Annotated in this window: 19 protein-coding genes; 8 read left to right on the forward strand and 11 right to left on the reverse strand. The window is 40.3% G+C overall.

All coding sequences use genetic code 11. The annotated features are described in order from the left end of the window. Positions 1 to 123: 123 nt before the first annotated feature. The 4 genes from RF53_RS16320 to RF53_RS16340 all read left to right on the forward strand — a co-directional run bounded on the left by RF53_RS16320 (position 124) and on the right by RF53_RS16340 (position 5,160). A complete protein-coding gene (locus RF53_RS16320) occupies positions 124 to 1,938 on the forward strand; it encodes an assimilatory sulfite reductase (NADPH) flavoprotein subunit (protein WP_039038292.1) in 1,815 nt (604 codons plus the stop codon). A 60-nt stretch (positions 1,939 to 1,998) separates the two neighbouring features. Continuing rightward, the gene (gene cysI / locus RF53_RS16325; RefSeq protein ID WP_010557646.1) at positions 1,999 to 3,696 is read left to right on the forward strand and encodes an assimilatory sulfite reductase (NADPH) hemoprotein subunit; all 1,698 of its coding nucleotides are present in this window, start codon (positions 1,999 to 2,001) and stop codon (positions 3,694 to 3,696) included. A gap of 42 nt (positions 3,697 to 3,738) precedes the next feature. Next, positions 3,739 to 4,479, forward strand: coding sequence for a phosphoadenylyl-sulfate reductase (locus tag RF53_RS16330; protein WP_006791348.1), 741 nt, complete (start codon positions 3,739 to 3,741; stop codon positions 4,477 to 4,479). A 138-nt stretch (positions 4,480 to 4,617) separates the two neighbouring features. Further along, positions 4,618 to 5,160, forward strand: a complete 543-nt coding sequence (locus tag RF53_RS16340) for a DUF4124 domain-containing protein (RefSeq protein WP_039038293.1) — start codon at positions 4,618 to 4,620, stop codon at positions 5,158 to 5,160. Positions 5,161 to 5,163: 3 nt separating this feature from the next. Here RF53_RS16340 and RF53_RS16345 read toward each other — a convergent pair whose 3' ends face one another. The 4 genes from RF53_RS16345 to RF53_RS16360 form a co-directional block, all read right to left on the reverse strand. Next, positions 5,164 to 5,409 (reverse strand): hypothetical protein, encoded by a 246-nt coding sequence (locus RF53_RS16345; protein WP_039038294.1) that lies wholly within the window; start codon positions 5,407 to 5,409, stop codon positions 5,164 to 5,166. Between the two features lie 134 nt (positions 5,410 to 5,543). After that, positions 5,544 to 8,288 (reverse strand): aconitate hydratase AcnA, encoded by a 2,745-nt coding sequence (gene acnA / locus RF53_RS16350; protein ID WP_039038295.1) that lies wholly within the window; start codon positions 8,286 to 8,288, stop codon positions 5,544 to 5,546. Positions 8,289 to 8,487: 199 nt separating this feature from the next. After that, positions 8,488 to 8,916, reverse strand: a complete 429-nt coding sequence (locus RF53_RS16355) for a hypothetical protein (protein WP_039038296.1) — start codon at positions 8,914 to 8,916, stop codon at positions 8,488 to 8,490. A gap of 94 nt (positions 8,917 to 9,010) precedes the next feature. Continuing rightward, the gene (locus RF53_RS16360) at positions 9,011 to 9,394 is read right to left on the reverse strand and encodes an RNA-binding S4 domain-containing protein (RefSeq protein ID WP_039038297.1); all 384 of its coding nucleotides are present in this window, start codon (positions 9,392 to 9,394) and stop codon (positions 9,011 to 9,013) included. Between the two features lie 228 nt (positions 9,395 to 9,622). On the opposite strand from RF53_RS16360, the gene RF53_RS16365 reads away from it, so the two are divergent. Together RF53_RS16365 and RF53_RS16370 are read left to right on the forward strand one after the other, a co-directional pair. Beyond that, the gene (locus RF53_RS16365) at positions 9,623 to 9,910 is read left to right on the forward strand and encodes a hypothetical protein (protein ID WP_006791341.1); all 288 of its coding nucleotides are present in this window, start codon (positions 9,623 to 9,625) and stop codon (positions 9,908 to 9,910) included. Positions 9,911 to 9,965: 55 nt separating this feature from the next. Next, positions 9,966 to 10,631 carry a hypothetical protein gene (locus RF53_RS16370; RefSeq protein ID WP_006791340.1) on the forward strand — a complete coding sequence of 222 codons (666 nt, stop codon included), beginning with the start codon at positions 9,966 to 9,968 and terminating at the stop codon, positions 10,629 to 10,631. 1 nt (position 10,632) lies between these two features. Here the strand turns inward: RF53_RS16370 and RF53_RS16375 are convergent, their stop codons facing one another. The 5 genes from RF53_RS16375 to glnA form a co-directional block, all read right to left on the reverse strand. Next, positions 10,633 to 11,091: a cyclic nucleotide-binding domain-containing protein gene (locus RF53_RS16375; protein ID WP_039038298.1), complete on the reverse strand. Its 459-nt coding sequence runs from the start codon at positions 11,089 to 11,091 to the stop codon at positions 10,633 to 10,635. Positions 11,092 to 11,117: 26 nt separating this feature from the next. Further along, entirely contained in the window at positions 11,118 to 12,503 is a 1,386-nt protein-coding gene (gene ntrC, locus RF53_RS16380) for a nitrogen regulation protein NR(I) (RefSeq protein ID WP_008126997.1), read from the reverse strand. 14 nt (positions 12,504 to 12,517) lie between these two features. After that, positions 12,518 to 13,588: a nitrogen regulation protein NR(II) gene (gene glnL, locus RF53_RS16385; protein ID WP_006791337.1), complete on the reverse strand. Its 1,071-nt coding sequence runs from the start codon at positions 13,586 to 13,588 to the stop codon at positions 12,518 to 12,520. An 83-nt stretch (positions 13,589 to 13,671) separates the two neighbouring features. Continuing rightward, positions 13,672 to 14,193 (reverse strand): DUF4124 domain-containing protein, encoded by a 522-nt coding sequence (locus RF53_RS16390; RefSeq protein WP_277053767.1) that lies wholly within the window; start codon positions 14,191 to 14,193, stop codon positions 13,672 to 13,674. 114 nt (positions 14,194 to 14,307) lie between these two features. Then, positions 14,308 to 15,714 carry a glutamate--ammonia ligase gene (gene glnA, locus RF53_RS16395; protein ID WP_006791335.1) on the reverse strand — a complete coding sequence of 469 codons (1,407 nt, stop codon included), beginning with the start codon at positions 15,712 to 15,714 and terminating at the stop codon, positions 14,308 to 14,310. A gap of 506 nt (positions 15,715 to 16,220) precedes the next feature. Here glnA and typA point away from each other — a divergent pair. Then, positions 16,221 to 18,041 (forward strand): translational GTPase TypA, encoded by a 1,821-nt coding sequence (typA, locus tag RF53_RS16400; protein WP_006791334.1) that lies wholly within the window; start codon positions 16,221 to 16,223, stop codon positions 18,039 to 18,041. 216 nt (positions 18,042 to 18,257) lie between these two features. Beyond that, positions 18,258 to 18,575, forward strand: a complete 318-nt coding sequence (locus RF53_RS16405) for a hypothetical protein (RefSeq protein ID WP_039038299.1) — start codon at positions 18,258 to 18,260, stop codon at positions 18,573 to 18,575. A 164-nt stretch (positions 18,576 to 18,739) separates the two neighbouring features. Here the strand turns inward: RF53_RS16405 and RF53_RS16410 are convergent, their stop codons facing one another. After that, positions 18,740 to 19,468, reverse strand: coding sequence for a CBM9 family sugar-binding protein (locus RF53_RS16410; RefSeq protein WP_039038300.1), 729 nt, complete (start codon positions 19,466 to 19,468; stop codon positions 18,740 to 18,742). 72 nt (positions 19,469 to 19,540) lie between these two features. Further along, positions 19,541 to 19,966, reverse strand: coding sequence for a BLUF domain-containing protein (locus tag RF53_RS16415; protein WP_039038301.1), 426 nt, complete (start codon positions 19,964 to 19,966; stop codon positions 19,541 to 19,543). Between the last annotated feature and the right edge of the window lie 48 nt (positions 19,967 to 20,014).

Raw genomic sequence — 20,014 nt, forward strand, 5'->3', positions numbered from 1 at the left:
ATAGCCCGTTATCCTGCACAGTAAGAAAACCTCAGCAAACTTATATCGGCTGAGGAAAAACTCATTTTTAACAATGCACGGTGTGTGTTGTGCTTAATTTTCAGGGTTATGGGGAATCGATTCATGTTGTTAGGTCAACTAAATGCTGCGGCAAGCCCGCTATCGCAAGAGCAAGTTCAAAAGCTGCAAGGTTTAGTGGCTGAGCTTAATCCAATTCAACAGGCGTGGGTAAGTGGTTACTTAGCAGCTAATGCAAATGCTTCATCACTTGGTATGCCTACGGCTGGCACATCAGTAACGGGCGATGCAGCAGTATTAACTATTTTATATGGCTCACAAACGGGTAATGCAAAAGGTGTTGCAACCCAAATGAAAGAGCAAGCTGAATCGCGTGGTTTATCAGCCAAATTAGTGAGTATGTCTGATTACAAACCAACGGCCCTGAAAAAAGAAAAGTTTTTAACCGTTGTTGTATCGACTTACGGTGAAGGTGAACCGCCTGAAGATGGCGAAACGTTGCACGCATTTTTAGCCACTAAAAAGGCCCCTAAACTCGACGGTGTTAAAATAGCTGTCATTGGTCTAGGCGATTCTAGCTATGAGTTTTTCTGTCAAACAGCAAAAGACTTTGAAGAGCGTTTAAATAAGTTAGGCGCTGAGTCAGTTTACCAACGCGCTGATTTAGATGTTGATTACGAAGAAGAAGCTGCAACATGGATACAAGGCGCACTGGATGCATTTGAACCAGATTTAAAAGCGCAACAGGGTAACGCAGGTGGACAAGCCGCGGTTATGCCATTTGGTGCACCAACACCTGCAGCCAGCCAGTACACAAAGCAAAATCCATTTGAAGCCGAATTATTAGCCGTTCAAAAAATTACCGGGCGTGATTCAACAAAAGATGTACGCCATGTAGAAATTTCGCTTGAAGGCTCTGATATCACTTACACACCGGGTGACTCACTGGGTGTATATTTTTTAAATGATGAGGCGTTAGTTGATGAAGTGCTAGAACTTACCCAAATTGATGGTTCTAGTCGCGTTAAAGTTGCGAATGAAGAATTGAGCGTGCGTGATGCGCTTATCGAAAAATTAGAGCTAACGCAGTCATATCCGGGTTTTGTTGAAAAATACGCAACAGCAACAGGCACACCTGAGCTCTTAAAGCTTTTAGAAGATAAAGCTGCAATGCGTGCTTACATTGAGCCACGCCAAATATTTGATGTTATTCGTCAAAATCCAGCAAAACTAGATGCACAAACATTAGTTGATTGCTTACGTAAGCTTCAGGCTCGTTTATATTCTATAGCGTCTAGCCAAAGCGAAGTTGAAGAGGAAGTGCATTTAACGGTTGGACTTGTTGAGTTTGATACTTTTGACAGCGAGCACTTAGGTGGTTGTTCTGGTTATTTAGCGCGTCGTGCTGAAGAAGGCTGCAAAGTAAAAGTATTTAGCGAACATAATGACAACTTCCGTTTACCGGCTAACGATGAAACACCTATTATCATGGTGGGTCCGGGTACTGGTATTGCGCCATTCCGTGCATTTTTACAAGAGCGTGACTCGCGAGAAGCACAAGGTAAAAACTGGTTGTTTTTTGGTAACCCACACTTTACTCAAGACTTTTTATACCAAGTAGAAATTCAGGGGTATTTAAAATCGGGCTTATTGAGCAAAGTCGATGTGGCATTTAGCCGTGACCAAGCCGAAAAAATCTATGTACAAGATAAGCTTCGCAAAAACTCAAAAGATATTTTTGAGTGGTTAGAAGCTGGCGCTCACTTTTATGTATGTGGAGACGCAAACCGCATGGCAAAAGATGTACATCAAGCATTGGTTGATATCATTAAAGAAAATACGGGTAAAAATGATGAAGACGCAGAGCAATATTTAAAAGACCTGCGTAGCGCAAACCGCTATCAGAAAGACGTGTATTAATCACGTTTCTTATTTTATTAACAGCTAACAGCCGTCACTGTAACAAATTTAGGATTTAAAATGAGCGAACAAGATAAAAACGTAAAGCTTTCTGATAACGAGCGTTTGAAAAGAGAAAGTAACTTTTTACGAGGCACTATAGAGCAAGACTTAAAAGATGAAATTACCGGTGGTTTTACAGCCGATAACTTCCAACTTATACGTTTTCACGGTATGTACCAGCAAGATGATCGCGATATACGTCCTGAGCGCGCAAAGCAAAAGTTAGAACCGCTGCATAACGTAATGCTACGTGCGCGTATGCCTGGCGGTATTATTAAGCCAGAGCAGTGGTTAGCAATCGATAAGTTTGCTGATGATAAAACCAGCTACGGCAGCATTCGTTTAACAACACGTCAAACGTTTCAGTTCCATGGTGTATTAAAGCCAAATATTAAAGGCATGCACCAAATGCTTAATAGCGTGGGCATTGACTCTATTGCTACCGCAGGCGATGTAAACCGTAACGTACTATGTACGACTAACCCTGTTGAGTCAGAGTTACATCAAGAAGCGTATGAGTGGGCTGCAAAAATTTCTGAGCATTTACTTCCAAAAACGAAAGCATACGCTGAAATTTGGTTAAATGGCGAAAAAGCAGAAACGACAGAAGAGCCAATTTTAGGTTCTAACTACTTACCGCGTAAGTTTAAAACCACGGTTACTATTCCGCCTAACAACGAAGTAGACGTTCATGCGAATGACTTGAACTTTGTTGCTATTGCTGAAGATGGCAAGCTTGTTGGCTTTAACGTACTTGTAGGTGGTGGCCTTGCTATGACCCACGGTGATACGGCTACGTATCCGCGTAAAGCTGACGACTTTGGTTTTATCGCGCTAGAAGACACCTTAAAAATTGCTGAGCACGTTGTATCAGTGCAGCGCGATTGGGGTAACCGCTCTAACCGTAAAAATGCAAAAACTAAATACACGCTAGATCGTGTTGGGTCAGACGTATTTAAAGCAGAAGTAGAAAAACGCGCGGGTGTAAACTTTGCACCTAGCCGCCCATATGAATTTACTCATCGAGGCGACCGTATTGGTTGGGTAGAAGGCATTGATGGTAAGCACCACCTTACGCTATTTATTCAAAGCGGCCGTATTTTAGATTACCCAGATAAGCCACTTAAAACAGGGTGTCGTAAAATTGCAGAAGTTCACCAAGGTGACATGCGTATGACGGCAAACCAAAACTTAATTATTGCCGGTGTACCTGCAGATCAAAAAGCAGTGATTGAAGAAATTGCCCGTAACCATGGTTTGATTGACGACGGTGACACAGAGCAACGTAAAAACTCAATGGCGTGTGTGGCATTACCTACATGCCCGCTTGCAATGGCCGAAGCTGAGCGTTACTTACCAAGCTTAATCGAAAAAACTGAAGCTTTACTCGCTAAACACGGAATACCAGACGATAGCATTATTATGCGCGTTGTAGGGTGTCCTAATGGTTGTGGCCGCGCAATGCTTGCAGAAGCAGGGCTTGTAGGTAAAGGGCCTGGTAAATACAACGTTTACTTAGGCGGTAACCTTGAAGGTACACGCATTCCTAAACTGTACCTTGAAAACGTAGGTGAAGATGTTTACCTGGAGGCGTTTGATAAGCTAATTGGCCAGTGGGCAAGTGAGCGAAACGACGGTGAATGTTTTGGTGACTTTGTAATTCGCAAAGGCATTGTTGCTGAAGTAAAAGTATCAGTAACCGATTTTCACGCATAATTAGATACCAGCGCTTGGCGCTGGTGAGGCTTGGAATTTTCCATGAGTGAATTTAAAAATATATTACAGCTAGATAAACAAAGCCAAGCGGCTATGTTAGCTGATGCTAATGGTGTATTAGCAAATATGAGCGCAGAGCAACGTGTTGCGTGGGCGCTTGAAAATTTACCCGATACCGCGTTTCTATCGTCAAGCTTTGGGATTCAAGCTGCGGTGATGTTGCATTTAATGACAACCCAACGCCCAGACATTCCTGTTGTATTAACAGACACTGGTTATTTGTTCCCTGAGACGTACCAGTTTATTGAGCAAATGAGCGAGCGTTTGTCACTTAATTTAAAAGTGTACAAGGCGCAGCTGAGCCCAGCATGGCAAGAAGCTAAGTTTGGAAAGTTATGGGAGCAAGGTGAGGATGGTATTAAGCAATATAATCAGCTTAATAAAGTTGAGCCTATGACTCGCGCTTTAAAAGAAATTGAAGCGGGTACCTGGTTTAGTGGTTTACGTCGCGATCAATCTTCTACTCGTGCAGATAAGCAGTTTGTAGAAATAAGCCGTGGTACGGTAAAAGTGTACCCGATTATTGAATGGTCAAACCGCGATGTATATCAATACCTAACTAAGCATGACTTACCTTACCACCCATTATGGGAGCAAGGGTATGTATCAATGGGCGATGTACACACTACACGCAAACTAGAGCCGGGCATGACTGAAGAAGAAACCCGCTTTTTTGGTTTAAACCGTGAATGCGGTCTTCATATGGATGGTGATGGTATTTAGTACCTTAACGCTTTATTTAACCGCAATTAAACGCAGCTTAGGCTGCGTTTTTTATTATCTAAATTTAGATAATAAAATTGCCAGTGAGTGCTTTATTCACTAATATTATATTAAAGGAACAAACAAAGCAGGAACGCTATGAAATACTTTACCTATTTAGCAATATCAGTGATGGTAATTGCTGTCATATCATTATTTTATTTAAAAAAGCCAGACGGCCAACCTTGGCTTTCAGGTTCAACTATCAGCAAAGAAACCCAGCAAATTAAAGAGCAAATGGTTGCGTTATCAACCAATACGCTAAATCAAGCTGTAAAAGGCATTCACGAGGCTGGCGATAAAGTGACGAGTAGCATTTCAAGCAACAGCTCAACGATTACGTCTTCAAGTACTATTTATAAGTGGCAAGATGAAACAGGCCAATGGCATTATTCAGATAGCCCTAACCCTCATGGTAAAAGCATAGAGTTAACCCTCAACCCTGAGGATATAACTGTGATTGGTGCAGAAGATACCTCTATTTTAAACTTAGAGTCTAGTGCTAATGAGATGTCAGCTAATACGCAAACCCCTTCAATATTAAATCCTGAATCGATTAAAAAGCTGTTTGAAGATGCAGAAAACATCGAAAAAAAATTAGAAAAACGTAACAAAGAAATTAATAATTTAAGTGTACTTTAAACGCTATTCATTAGTATGAGAGCGGATATAACGTTTTTCAGCTTCCATTAGTAAAATGGTTAAATATATTTTGGTGGGTAGTGACAAGAGTATACCTACAGCGATGCAAGCTGCAGATGCAATAATGCCGTTAATACCAAATTGCTCATTAAATCCATTAGATATGATAAGTGTATGGCCTGTAACTATAAGGCATAAGCCAAGTACAATAGATGTTTTAAGTACTCTAATAATCGTTACATGCGACATAATGCCTCCACTGGTTATTGTGCCAGTGTAATAGGCGATGTGTTTTGTATATTGATGCAGCGCAATAATAAGGCAGTTATAAAAAAGGCCTCATGGTTGTAACCATAAGGCCTATGAGTCATTCACTACGCAGCTTAGTTAAGCATGTTACGCAGTACATACTGTAAAATACCGCCATGTTTGTAGTAATCCCACTCTTTAGGTGTATCAATACGTACATCGGCTTTTACGCTTGTTTGTTTGCCACCGGCATCGGTTGCTATCAGTGTAACCTCGTCAGTTTTATCGTACAGACCTTGAATATCAAACTCTTCTTGGCCAGTTAAACCATGCGACTCATAGCTTTCACCCTCTTTAAATTGTAATGGCAGTACACCCATCCCAATTAAGTTAGAGCGGTGAATACGTTCATAGCTTTGTGCAAAAACAGCTTTCACGCCTAGCAACAACGAACCTTTTGCAGCCCAATCGCGTGACGAGCCAGTACCATATTCTTTTCCGGCTAAAATAATAAGCGGTGTATCATTTTTTTGATACGCCATAGCCGCATCGTAAATACTTTCTAAGCTATTGTTTGGTTGCGTGCGTGTTACACCGCCTTCTGTGCCCGGTGCTAACAAGTTTTTAAGTCGTACGTTAGCAAAGGTGCCACGCATCATTACTTCATGGTTACCTCGACGAGAGCCGTAAGAATTAAACTGTGCTTTTTCTACATTGTGCTCTTGTAGGTAAAGACCAGCAGGAGCATCCGCTTTAATTGCGCCTGCAGGAGAGATGTGATCGGTTGTTACCGAGTCTCCTAGCTTGGCTAAACAGCGAGCCCCTTCAATGGTAGGAATACCCGGTGGCTCTACGGTCATGCCATCAAAAAATGGTGCTTTTTTAATGTAGGTAGATGCGTCGTTCCAATCATACAACTTACCATCAGGTATTTGAATTTGTTGCCAGCGGCTATCACCTTCATAAACATTGGCGTAGCTTGTTGCAAACATCTCTTTGGTAACCGTTTCTTTTACTAAGTCGCTAACCTCTTTCACACTTGGCCAAATGTTTTTAAGGTAAATATCGTTACCGTTTTCATCTTGTGCAAGGGGCTCGTTATAAACATCTATGTCTGTTCTACCTGCAATTGCGTAGGCAACAACCAAAGGAGGAGAAGCTAAAAAGTTCATTTTAACATCTTGGTGTATACGCCCTTCAAAATTACGATTGCCCGATAAGATAGAGCTGACTACCAACTTGTGTTTTTGAATAGCTTGTGAGATTTCATCAGCCAGCGGTCCTGAGTTGCCTATACACGTAGTACAACCGTAACCGACTAAATTAAAACCTAGGCTTTCTAAGTCGTCCATTAACCCCGCTTTTTCTAAGTAGTCGGTAACTACTTTTGAGCCAGGTGCGAGTGATGTTTTAACCCAAGGTTTAACGTTAATACCTAGTTGTTTTGCTTTTTTAGCCACAAGGCCTGCTGCTAAAATAACACTTGGATTAGACGTGTTGGTACAGCTTGTTATAGCTGCAATAACGCATGCACCGTCGTTAAGTTCAAACTCTTGGTCTTTATAGTTAACTTTTGCCGCCCCCATAAATTGTGCTTCGTTTACAGGTTCATCAGGGTTGGTTGTGGGGCCTTCGCTTTCGATACGCGATTGCTCGTCATCACTTTTATCGCGATGTGCTATACGCTCTTCTTGAAAACCTTTTAGGTGCTGAGAGATTTCCTCGCCGGCTTTGTTAAGCGCTATTCTATCTTGTGGGCGTTTTGGGCCTGCAAGGCTTGGTACAACATCATCGAGCTTTAGTTCTAGTGTGTCGGTATAGCGAGCTTCGTCGCCATCGTTACGCCACAAGCCTTGGTGTTTTGCATAATCTTCAATAAGCTTTAGTTGGTCTTCATCACGGTTGGTAAGACGTAAATAATTAATCGTTTCGTCATCAATTGGAAAAATACCACACGTAGCACCATATTCAGGTGCCATGTTAGCAATGGTTGCTCTATCGGCAAGGGGGAGATCTGCAAGGCCATCGCCATAAAATTCTACAAATTTACCCACCACGCCGTGGTTACGCAAAATTTCAGTTACCGTGAGCACTAAATCAGTTGCTGTTGTGCCTTCTGGTAATCGGCCATTAAGTTTCATGCCAACTACCTGTGGAATCAGTAAGCTAATTGGCTGGCCAAGCATTGCAGCTTCAGCCTCAATGCCGCCTACACCCCAGCCAAGTACGCCTAAGCCATTAATCATGGTTGTGTGCGAGTCAGTGCCAACCAGAGTATCGGGGTAGGCAAACTTTTTACCATTGCTATCTTCGTTAAAAATAACGCGAGCCAGGTATTCTAAATTAACTTGGTGAACAATGCCGGTTGCGGGTGGTACCACTTTTAAATTATCAAATGCCGTTTGGCCCCAACGTAAAAATTCGTATCGTTCTTTGTTGCGGTCGTATTCAAGTTTCGCATTTAAATCAAAGGCACCATCATTTCCATAGCCGTCAACTTGTACTGAATGGTCTATTACGAGTTCGGCCGGTGACAGTGGGTTTATTTTTGCAGGATCTCCGCCGAGCTTTTCCATTGCATCTCGCATTGCAGCTAAATCGACAATGGCAGGTACGCCAGTAAAGTCTTGCATTACTACTCGTGCAGGGGTAAATGCAACTTCAGATGATGGTTTTGCTTTTGGGTCCCAATTTAATAGCGCATTAATGTCTTGTTCTTTGATGTTTTCGCCGTCTTCGTTGCGCAGCAAATTTTCTAGCAAGACTTTTAAGGAGAAGGGGAGTCGTTTTGCTTTGTCGCCAAGCCCTTTCAGAGAATGAATATTATATTGCTCACCATTAATTGTGAGCTCATGTTGGGTATCGAAACTATTTTTCATTATTTTGCCCCTTCTTAACTAATTAAATTTTTTTAAAGTAACCTCTGTAATTAAACATTTGCAAAGTGCATACCATGATAAACGAGTATTAAATAGCTGCTCTTATGAGCAGCTGTAATAGGAAGTAAGGTATTAAATTATGATTATAATAAACCATCTATACCAACTAAAAAGCACGTTGTTCAGCTGGCCTATTCAGTTAGTTTAGCCAGCCTTGTTGTTTCCTTTTTATACTTAAATAAATAAGCGCTAAGGCAATAAAAACTACCATAAGTGGCATTACAACCGAGCTTATTCCTAGCAAGGCAATGCTATCAATTATAAAAAAGTTGTAGTATTGCTGTATAATTATCGCGCCGAGCGATAAAGCAAAAGTAGGTGTTGCCAGCGATTTCTTAGCAAGTAAAAAAATGCAGCCTAAAGCACCACCAAAAACGGCAACGGCGAAAGCAATGGTGGCCCATATTGGGGTGTTTGAATATGCAGCTTGTTGATCTAATGGTAGTTTGCTGATCATATCTGGGCTTGTCATTATGTGCATAATGAATGCTATAACGCCCAATAAATTCCATATAAGAGCAGCCCAAGCGACGGGTTTAAACCAGTTTTTAGGTGTGTGAGATGACATGTGTAACCTTGTTTTTTATTATTATTAACAAGGTTATTAAAGAGTAAAAAAGCCAACTATACAAGTTGGCTTTTTTATAATGCGATTTGTAAGCTTACCCAAATGAAATAGGACGACGCCCTGTTTTTTCATCTACCTTTGGCTTTTTAGTGCGCTTACGTTTACTTTTTGCTGGTTGGCTTTCAGGCGGTGAAATGTTTTGTTTGGGTTCAACCGGCGTTTGTTCACTTGGTCTTTGTGCTGGTGTTGCATCTTCACTCAGGGAGAGTTGAAAGAGCTCGCCATCAAATTCCAGTACATCACCACTGTATAATTTTTTCCGCTTTATTGTACAAATTTCATGGTTAACACCCACATAGCCTTCGGCGATTAGGTTTTTAGCTTGGCCGCCACCTTCAACTAAATTAAGTACTTTTAATAATTTACAGAGCTCTATCGGCTCTTCTTCTAGTTCGATTTCTATGTATTCTTCGTTCATTGTTACTCTCGGTGGAGGCTTGCATAGGCTGTAGTATAAAGGCATAGGGCCAATTATGCACCAAACCAAATCACTCAAATTTACGTATTAGTTATTTTTTAAAAAATGACTCACTTTAAAAAAACTGAAGTATTTATTAGTTAAGCTCCGGCGAGCCATGTTTGTAAGTGGCTTACTAATTGCTATAGCTGTGTCGAATTTAGAATACATAGAATCATGGAGTAAAAAATGGGCGTAAGATTAGCAATGAGAAAAGAGCTAATGGGCTTAAATCATTCAGACATGTTAACTGCCGATGACGTTAGGGAACACCTTAGTAAATCAATAAAAAAGCACGACCAAAAACCTGAACGCGGGTTTTCGGTTATTTCAAAATTTAACGATACACACAGCCAGTTACTCAGTGGCAACACTAACAAAAAAAGCGTTTTGGAATTTGAACGTCACCGCTTATTTAAAGAGGTGCTATATACGCGTAAAAGTGTAGATGCTTGGTTAGATAACCAAACAAATTAAGTTGCGATAAAGCAATACCTCTAATAGACTACAAGTGTAATCAAATGAGGTGACTATGAAAAAAGGATTTTTAATTTGTGTATTGGCATGTATGTTAGTTGCATGCCAGCAACCCACCGTTTATGTTTTTAGTGAAAACTTGCAAGATGAACAACGTAATCAGCTCGATGCGGCGTTAAAAGCACAAATTCTTCCCTATGAATATGTGACGTTAGAAATCCCATCAGATTTTGGTGAAGCAACGTTGCTTTTATCAAGCGATAAAATTTATTCCAAAGAGACAGAACAACTTGCGTCCATAATGCAAGGGCTCGGGTATGAGCCACAAGTTAATTATACAAGTCGCTCAAACCATTTTTATGGTGATGGCAATATAGGTTTTTATTTAAAAAATACAGCTGAAAATGCTGCTTTTGTAATGCCTAAACAGTTACGAACAACTCAATGCAGTGAAGATAAGTACAATGATTTAATCGTTACCTTTACCAAAGAGTACGCTGATTTTACTTTACCCAGTGGTGCAGTTGTGAGGTTGGGTTGGGAGTTTTTATATGGTTACGTTGTCATTTATTACAAAAACTATTCGCAAACTTATCGTCACTCGCAGCCACTTATAAATACGCCCTTTGGCGATAAACCATCAGATACTTACACGTTTACAGCCCATGTTAATAATCCTAGCTGGCTCGATTGCTCATTGCAGGTTGTTTATATGGACTGAGCTAACCGTGATTTTCTATATAGTCACTGAGCTTGGTTATTCGTTCACTCATACCTTCAATAATACGGTCTTTAATTTTTTCTCGAATGACATTGGGTAACTGAGTGAGTGCTTCGGGAGTGATGGCAAGGACAATGGTGTCGGTTTTAGCGCGAGCACTTGTACTGCGCTCTCTGTTATTTATAAATGCGCCTTCACCTATAAATTCGCCAGGCTCTATTGCGCCCAGTTCAAGTAAGTGATTATGCTTAAATACTAAAAGTGCGCCGCTAAGTACAATATACAATCGTTTATCGTTATCGAACTGTTTAAACAAAAATTGGTGCTGGCCAACTAAATACAATAGGCCATATGATTCTAATAAAATTTGACGCTCGTTGAGCGTAAATTCCTTAAAAAAATGTAGCCTGTTAATTATTTCCATTTGTTTGAACAATGGAATGTGTTCGATTAATTTCATTCGATATCAAAATTTAATGCACATTGTTAGCTAATATTGCGCTCTTTTAATTTTCGGGTCAATGTATTGCGACCCCAGCCTATTTTTATGGCGGCATCTTGTTTGTGGCCCGAACAATTAGCAAGTGCTGTTTTAATTAAGCGTGTTTCTAATTGTGCCTGTATGTCTGGCCAAATATTTTCTTTACCTTGTTTTAGTTCATTATTAAGCCATTGCTGAAAAGCATCCAGCCAATCACCTTCCTCTTGTATTGGTGTTACTTCAATAATTTCAGGGGGCAAATCTTGCTCTGTAACAAGCTCGCCTGGTGCCATAACCGTTAACCAACGACAGGTGTTTTCAAGTTGGCGAACATTGCCTGGCCAGTTAAATAAACGAAGTTGCTCTGTGGCTTTAGGGCTCAATACTTTGCTTTCTACTTGCAGATCTTTAGCGCTCTTATGTAAAAAGTGTTGCGCTAAGCGCTCAATATCTTCGGTGCGTTCACGTAAAGCAGGTAAACGAAGGCGTACTACATTTAAGCGATGGAATAAATCGTCCCTAAACTTACCTTGTTTAACTAAGTCTTCTAAGTTTTGATGTGTTGCGGCAATAATGCGTACATCAACTTTTATACTTTGATGACCACCAACACGGTAAAACTCTCCGTCGGCAAGTACACGAAGTAAGCGTGTTTGCACATCTAAAGGCATATCGCCAATTTCATCTAAAAATAAAGTGCCGCCATTGGCTTGTTCAAATCGACCTTTTCGCACGGTATCGGCACCGGTGAACGCGCCTTTTTCATGGCCAAACAGCTCAGACTCAACTAATTCTTTAGGTATTGCAGCCATATTAAGGGCAATAAATTGGTTTTCTTTGCGCGGGCTGTGATTGTGAAGTGCACTTGCAACGAGCTCTTTACCTGTGCCCGACTCACCATTAATCAAAACACTCATGCTAGATGCTGAAAGTTTACCTATTGCTCTAAAGACCTCTTGCATAGCGGGTGCTTCACCAATGATGTGAGCACTTTTAGGGGGTGTTTGCTTACGTTTGGTTTTTTTTGTGGAATTTGCTCTAAATGCGCTTTCAACAAGTGCAACGGCTTCATTTAAATCGAATGGTTTAGCTAAGTACTCAAATGCCCCTTTTTGAAAGGCGTTCACTGCCGAATCTAGGTCTGAGTGCGCAGTCATTATTATTACTGGCAAGCCAGGGTTTTGTTCTGCGATGAGTTCAAGTAGGGCCATGCCATCCATACCGGGCATTTTCACATCCGATACTAAAACAGTAGGTTGACTAAACTTCAATGCATTAAGTACATCTTGCGCGTTGGCAAAGCTTTCTACATTAAAACCAGATCGTTCAAGTGCTTTTTCAAGTACAAAACGAATTGATGCATCATCATCTACAAGCCAAACTGTTTTCATGGCAACTCCAAACATTAATCTGCAAAGGGCAGATAGATATTAAATTCAGTATGTCCAGGCCAGCTATCACATTCAATATAGCCATCGTGCTGATCAATGAGCGTCTGTGCAATTGAGAGTCCAAGCCCTGAGCCACCTTCTTTGTTGGTGATCATAGGGTAGAACAAGGTTTCACGTATGCTGTGATCTATGCCTGGTCCGTTATCAGATATTTGGATCAACAAGGCTTTTTTAGGTGCCTTACCTGGACGACGGTGTTGATGATTAATACGCGTTTTTATTTTTATCTCACCACCCTCAGTAAGCGCCTGCTGAGCATTACGAACAATATTTAAAACCACTTGTTGTATTTTACTCTGATCAATAAACACATTAGGGATACTAGGATCGTAATCTTTTTTTAATTCGATATTTGAACAATTATCGAGTGTGCTTAACTTCACTACCGACTCTAACGCTTGGTGTATATTAACGTAAGATTTTTGTGGCAGTTGATTAGGCCCTAAAAGTCTATCTACTAGTTCACGTAATCTGTCTGCTTGCTCAATGATGAGCTCAGCGCATTGATTTCTTTCTTGCTGATCAACCTCATATTGCAATAATTGCGCCGCTCCGCGAATTCCACCTAAAGGATTTTTAATTTCGTGTGCCAAGCCTCTTATTAAGTTACGTGCTGCTTGGTATTGATGCATTTGATTTGAAGCTTGATCGTGCTTTATTTCATCGTCTGTTTGACGACATTCTAATAAAATATACGCAGTACCTTTAAAGTTAATTCGCCTTGAATTAACACTTACTTTGGCATGGCGAGAATCGCTAAAGACTACGTCAGCTCTGTGTTGTTGGCAATCAACGCCATCAATTAATGAAAACTGCGCGATACGTTTTAAGTCAATTGAATGGTAATTAAAAAGGGTATCAAAGGGCTGTTCGAGTAAGCGTTTAGTGGCAAGCCCAAGTAACTCACTGGTACTGGTATTGGCATAAAAAACGGTAAAATTTTTATCGAGAAGCATAACTGCCGTTGTTTGATTTTGCCATATGGCATCAAGCAATTCGGGGCTAAAATTTTCGTTATTAATCATGTTTGCACCATTTTAGTGCGCAGGTGTTTGCAGGCCAGGTTTTATCTTAAATGAGCTGCTGCGCCTAAGTATTAAGTTTCGCTTTAATTGCTATGGATTTTGCCTTTTCTGCGCATATTAAATATACGTGGCTCGCTCACAGCGATAATTTGGTTTTTCTCGTTAAACAGTCTTAGTTGAAGCATATGTTCACCGGCTTCAACATCAGCAATTGCAAATACTGAGTTATTTATTGCAGGGCCGTTTGCTTCTCCATTAACAAGCAATTGAATGGTATAGCCTGCTTTAAAGCTCGGCATTACGCGGCTGGTGACGTATATTGTGCCGGTATTTTCATGAATGGTTTGATTGTGCTCAGGTGACGTAATGGCAATACCAAACCCTGTTTTTTTAGTATGGGATTGGCTGCTGAGAGTCGCTATATCTTTAGCGGGCATAGTTAAGCTTTGGCTAGAGAGTTTTACCTCTGTAGCACCTTTACGCGGTGTATCTGAAAACACTAAAACGCCGTTTTGATCTTTCCAAGCGTAAATTCTTTTTTCACCCGCATAACCATAATTACTTAATCCTAAAGTAATCATTAGCAATAAAATCTTACTATTCACACTGCTACCCTGCAATTTTTATGATTGCTTAACTTTAGTGGAGTTTGATTTAATTTACCATTAAAAAAGCCCGCTAAGCGGGCTTGAGAACACACATTCTTTTACAGTGTCACATTAACAGCTGTAGTACATTTCGAACTCAACTGGGTGAGTTGTCATGTTAAGTTTTTCAACTTCTTGACCTTTAAGTGCAATGTAAGCATCGATTAGGTCGTCAGTGAAAACACCACCTTGAGTTAAGAACTCGCGGTCAGCACTTAATGCATCTAGTGCTTCACCAAGTGAAGATGCAACTTGTGGAATTTCTGCCGCTTCTTCTGCTGGTAAGTCGTATAAATCTTTATCCATTGCATCGCCAGGGTGGATCTTGTTTTTGATACCGTCAAGGCCAGCCATAAGCATTGCTGAGAAAGCAAGGTATGGGTTAGCTGTTGGATCTGGGAAGCGTACTTCGATACGACGACCTTTCGCAGATGGTACCACTGGGATACGGATTGAAGCAGAACGGTTACGTGCAGAGTATGCAAGCATTACTGGCGCTTCAAAGCCTGGTACTAAACGTTTGTACGAGTTAGTTGATGCGTTAGCAAATGCGTTAATAGCTTTTGCATGCTTGATAATACCGCCAATGTAATAAAGCGCTTCTTCAGAAAGACCGCCGTATTTATCGCCAGCAAACAAGTTAACACCATCTTTAGCTAAAGACTGGTGACAGTGCATACCAGAACCGTTATCACCAACAATTGGCTTAGGCATGAATGTAGCTGTTTTTCCGTATAAATGAGCCATGTTATGAATAACATATTTCATTTCTTGGATTTCATCTGCTTTTAAAACCATGCTGTTAAAACGCGTAGCAATTTCGTTTTGGCCTGCTGTTGCTACTTCGTGGTGATGTGCTTCTACTACTTGACCTAGTTCTTCAAGTACTAAACAGGTAGCTGAACGCCAATCTTGTGAAGAATCAACAGGTGAACAAGGGAAGTAACCGCCTTTAACACCTGGACGGTGACCAGTGTTACCGCCTTCATAATCTTTATCTGAGTTCCATGCCGCTTCTACAGCGTCAACTTTGTACATTGAACCAGACATGTCTGATTTGTATTTAACATCGTCAAAAAGGAAGAACTCTGGCTCTGGGCCAAATAATACGGTATCAGCAATACCTGTAGAGCGCATGTAATCTTCAGCACGTTTAGCAACTGAACGCGGGTCGCGCTCGTAGCCTTGAAGTGTAGAAGGCTCTACAACGTCACAACGTACGATTAATGTTGTTTCTTCAGTGAAAGGGTCAAGTTTTACTGATTCAGCAACAGGCATTAATACCATGTCTGATTCGTTTATGCCTTTCCAACCAGCAATTGAAGAACCGTCGAACATTTTACCGTCTTCGAAAAAATCTTCATCAACTTGGTGATGAGGAATAGATACATGTTGCTCTTTACCCTTTGTATCAGTAAAGCGTAAATCAATGAACTTAACGTCATTTTCTTTAATAAAATCTAAAACCGATTGTGACATGTGTCCTCCAACTATTGGGTTTTATTATTGCTGCATAATTGCTTTGGGATTTATTAAGCTGATTTTGTGCCATTTTTATAACTCTATGTTTATAGGTTAAAAAAACTTAGTTGCTACAATGTGGGGCATAAAATAGCACCAATATGGTGCGGTTAAAGTCCACTTTGGTGCAGGTTATGTGCACTACAATTTGTTGTTAATTTAATCGCTCGAAATCAGCATAACCTAAATGCAAAAGAGTGCCAAAAATATCGTATAAATAGTGTAAACTGCATTTTTGAAAAAATAATGACAATTTATTTCATATAATTGTCATATATAAAACAGATACTTAGTAAAAGTATTGAGAAAGTTTTGAAATTTGTATTGGATAAACTTTCATCCATGTCATTAATGAGGGATAATATGCGCCCTTTTAAATCCTATGCTTGGACATCTCGTGAAAACGCAGATGAGTGCGTAGATCTTGCAGGATCATTGAGAATTTAATTTCTCTGAGTAAATATATGAGCATCGAACAGTTAAGAAATATAGCGATTATCGCGCACGTTGACCACGGTAAAACAACTCTGGTTGACAAACTACTTGAGCAATCAGGTACATTAGAAACACGCGGCGGTAACGAAGAGCGCGTGATGGACTCAAACGACATTGAGAAAGAACGTGGTATTACCATTTTAGCTAAAAACACAGCTATCTCTTGGAATGATTACCATATCAATATCGTAGATACCCCGGGACACGCCGATTTCGGTGGTGAAGTTGAACGCGTACTTTCGATGGCTGACTCAGTATTATTACTTGTTGATGCTCAAGAAGGTCCAATGCCACAAACGCGTTTCGTAACGCAAAAGGCATTCGCGCAAGGCTTAAAGCCAATCGTCGTTATCAATAAAATTGATAAGCCAGGTGCACGCCCAGATTGGGTTATGGATCAAATCTTTGATTTATTCGATAACCTTGGTGCAACTGATGAACAGTTAGACTTTAAAGTAATCTACGCATCAGCTATCAACGGCTGGGCAACATTAGATTTAGACGAGCCATCAGACAACATGGAACCTATGTTCAAGATGATCGTTGACGAAGTATCACCACCGGATGCAGATCCTGAAGGTGATTTCCAAATGCAAATCTCTCAGCTTGATTACAACTCGTATAAAGGTGTAATTGGTATTGGTCGTATCAAACGTGGTTCTGTTGCGACTAACCAACAAGTTACAGTTATTGGCGCTGACGGCACGACTCGTAACGGTAAAATTGGTTCAGTACAAAGCTACTTAGGCCTTGAGCGTATCGACACTGATAAAGCTTATGCTGGTAACATCGTTACTGTAACAGGTTTAGGCGAGCTTAAGATTTCAGATACGCTTTGTTGTCCTAACAATGTTGAAGCATTACCACCATTAAGTGTTGATGAGCCTACAGTTACAATGACGTTCTCTGTAAATAACTCTCCGTTCTGTGGTAAAGAAGGTAAGTTTGTAACATCACGTAATATTCGTGAGCGTTTAGACAAAGAATTAGTACACAACGTTGCACTTCGTGTTGCAGATACTGATAACCCAGATAGCTTCCGCGTATCAGGTCGTGGTGAATTACACCTTGGTATCTTAATCGAGAACATGCGTCGTGAAGGTTATGAGCTTGCTGTATCTCGTCCAGAAGTAATCCTGCGCACTGTTGATGGCGTGTTAGAAGAACCGTATGAAACACTAACGATTGACTGTGAAGAAGAGCACCAAGGTTCTATCATGGAGCAAATTGGTCTTCGTAAGGGTGAACTTACTGACATGGCACCAGATGGTAAAGGCCGTATGCGTATGGACTTTATGATCCCAAGCCGTGGCTTAATCGGTTTCCAAACTGAGTTCATGACATTAACGTCTGGTTCTGGCTTACTTTACCATACGTTCGATCACTACGGTCCGCACAAAGGTGGCGAGCTAGGTGTTCGTAAGAACGGCGTAATGATTGCAAACGCAACAGGTAAAGCACTTACTAACGCATTATTTAACTTACAAGAGCGCGGCCGTTTATTCATCGGTCACGGTGTTGAAGTTTATGAAGGTATGGTTATCGGTATTCATAGCCGTGATAACGACCTTACAGTTAACGCACTTAAAGGTAAGCAACTTACTAACGTTCGTGCATCTGGTACAGATGAAGCACAAACATTGACACCACATCTGAACTATTCACTTGAGCAAGCGCTTGAGTTTATTGCTGACGATGAGTTAGTAGAAGTTACACCTGAGAACATTCGTATTCGTAAGCGTCATTTAACTGAAAATGAGCGTAAACGTGCGGGTCGTGCTCCTAAGTAATAATCTATTAATTTAGAAAAATGATTTCAAAAGCCGCTGTATTGAAAAATACAGCGGCTTTTTTGTGGACTTTTTAGTTAGCAAGAGAAGAGCTTTAAGCTGCCAGATTAATACAGCGCGGTTGGTTCGATATTGTTAAACAGCTTTAAGCGTTGAACCGAAAAAAGGTATTGAGCTATTATGGAAGCTATATTCAATTTAAGTGCGTGAGCTATTGTGAATACCGAAAATGAAATTAAGGCAAACCTAGATATAGAACATATTGCTGAACTGCAAAAATATAAAGATGAATTTGAAACGTTAGGCAAAAATGATTGGGGCTTGAAATATCTCATATCAATTTTTTTACCATTTGCTTTGTTGTCAATCGCTAATAGCTTCTATGATATTGACACTGAGTTAATACAAATAATATGTGTTATATTTTTTACTTCAGCTGTGGTGCAGAGCATGATTAGGGAGCAAACTAAGAAAACAAATCGCAGAATTGATTTGCTTCTTAAAATTATTAAACATGAGCAAAAGGGTGGCTGAAATTAGCTTTATATTAGGGCGCAGCGCTCTTTGTCTAAGCAAAAACGTGCTTGAGAATTAAATAATCGATATTGCAAAGTCCCTGTTGTTGTTAGTTGGGTATTTTCGTTGGGTCTCGCTAGGCTCAACCCAACCTACGTTATCAATTATTTTATTGGTATTACTTACTTTTTTGGTAGTAAGGTGATTTTGCCAAATACATCTGCGTCTATAAATCCTCGGTTTCTGTCACCGTTCACTGGCTGTACTTCGTGTGACCCCATAAAGTGCTCGCGTGTTTCACTGCCATCGTTATCGCAATACGCGAGCATAAAGCCAATAACTTGTTTTTCTGTTAATTTAAGCGGTGTATTTTTTGCGCCTTGTTGATAATCATTCGGGTAGAGTTTTATCGCAACTTCCCAAGTAATGTTATAGGGTGCAGTGGTATTGCGTTTCCAGTTGCTAACTAAGTGGTCGGTATACAAGTGTGCTTTTTTATCAGGGCCGTAATCGGCAGCTTGGTTATCAAGGCCAATATGGTACGCTAAAGCGGTGTGATTAAATTGGTGAATCCCGCCCGATGCATCGCTATCTATAAATATTTCAAGGGCATCGTCATCCCAATATTTATAGGTAGGGTCTGGGTGTGTATCTATTAAAACATCATCTACAATATCGGCTTGTAGGTATAAGAATTTTTCATCCCACAACAAGCGATAGCGGCCTTTAAAATCGGCATCGTTTGAAGGCAATGTACCATCCATTAAATGTGGCATATCGTGCCAAGCAGCCTTATCCCATGCGCTTTCAGATACGCCGTCAATATTAATAGGGGTTGACGTATATTTAACGTCAGCAGCCATTATTTGGCTGCTGATCACTAAGCTCGTGGCTAACAGTACTTTTTTCATTAATTGTTCCATTAATTAAAGTTGGCTTAGCTTGGCTTAAGTTAACAATAAAAACAATAATATATGCGTATTTTAACTAATAGCACCTGTAATGCTGCCTTTTAACGCTAGCATTAATAAGTGAGCACTTTCGCCAGACATTTTAAATGGATTAAAATCAACAGAGCCTGAAAATTTCAGATTCAGTGATTGGGTTACTCTAGATTGTGGAACATAACCCATAGACCACTTTTCAAATTCTCTTTCTGGAATTTGGGTATAGTTAAGCATAATTACATTGTGGTGACGTTTGTCGTTTAATATTTGTTGATAGGTATTATTTACTGCGGTTCTGGAGCCTTCAAGGCACTGTAAAAAGTATTCGTTACTAAAGCAAAGCATGCCGGTAACATGTGTTTTTACATTATAGGTACGAGCACTTTGTAAAATACTTTCTATATCTTTTGGGCCAAAGCCGTCTGAAATTTTGCTTGCGTAAATGAGTCGTACTAGAAACATAATAACCCCACATTGCTTAGTTAATTAAAGATAGTTCAGCTAGAGGGT

This window comes from Pseudoalteromonas sp. ECSMB14103 (genome assembly GCF_000813065.1).
Taxonomy (GTDB): domain Bacteria; phylum Pseudomonadota; class Gammaproteobacteria; order Enterobacterales; family Alteromonadaceae; genus Pseudoalteromonas; species Pseudoalteromonas marina.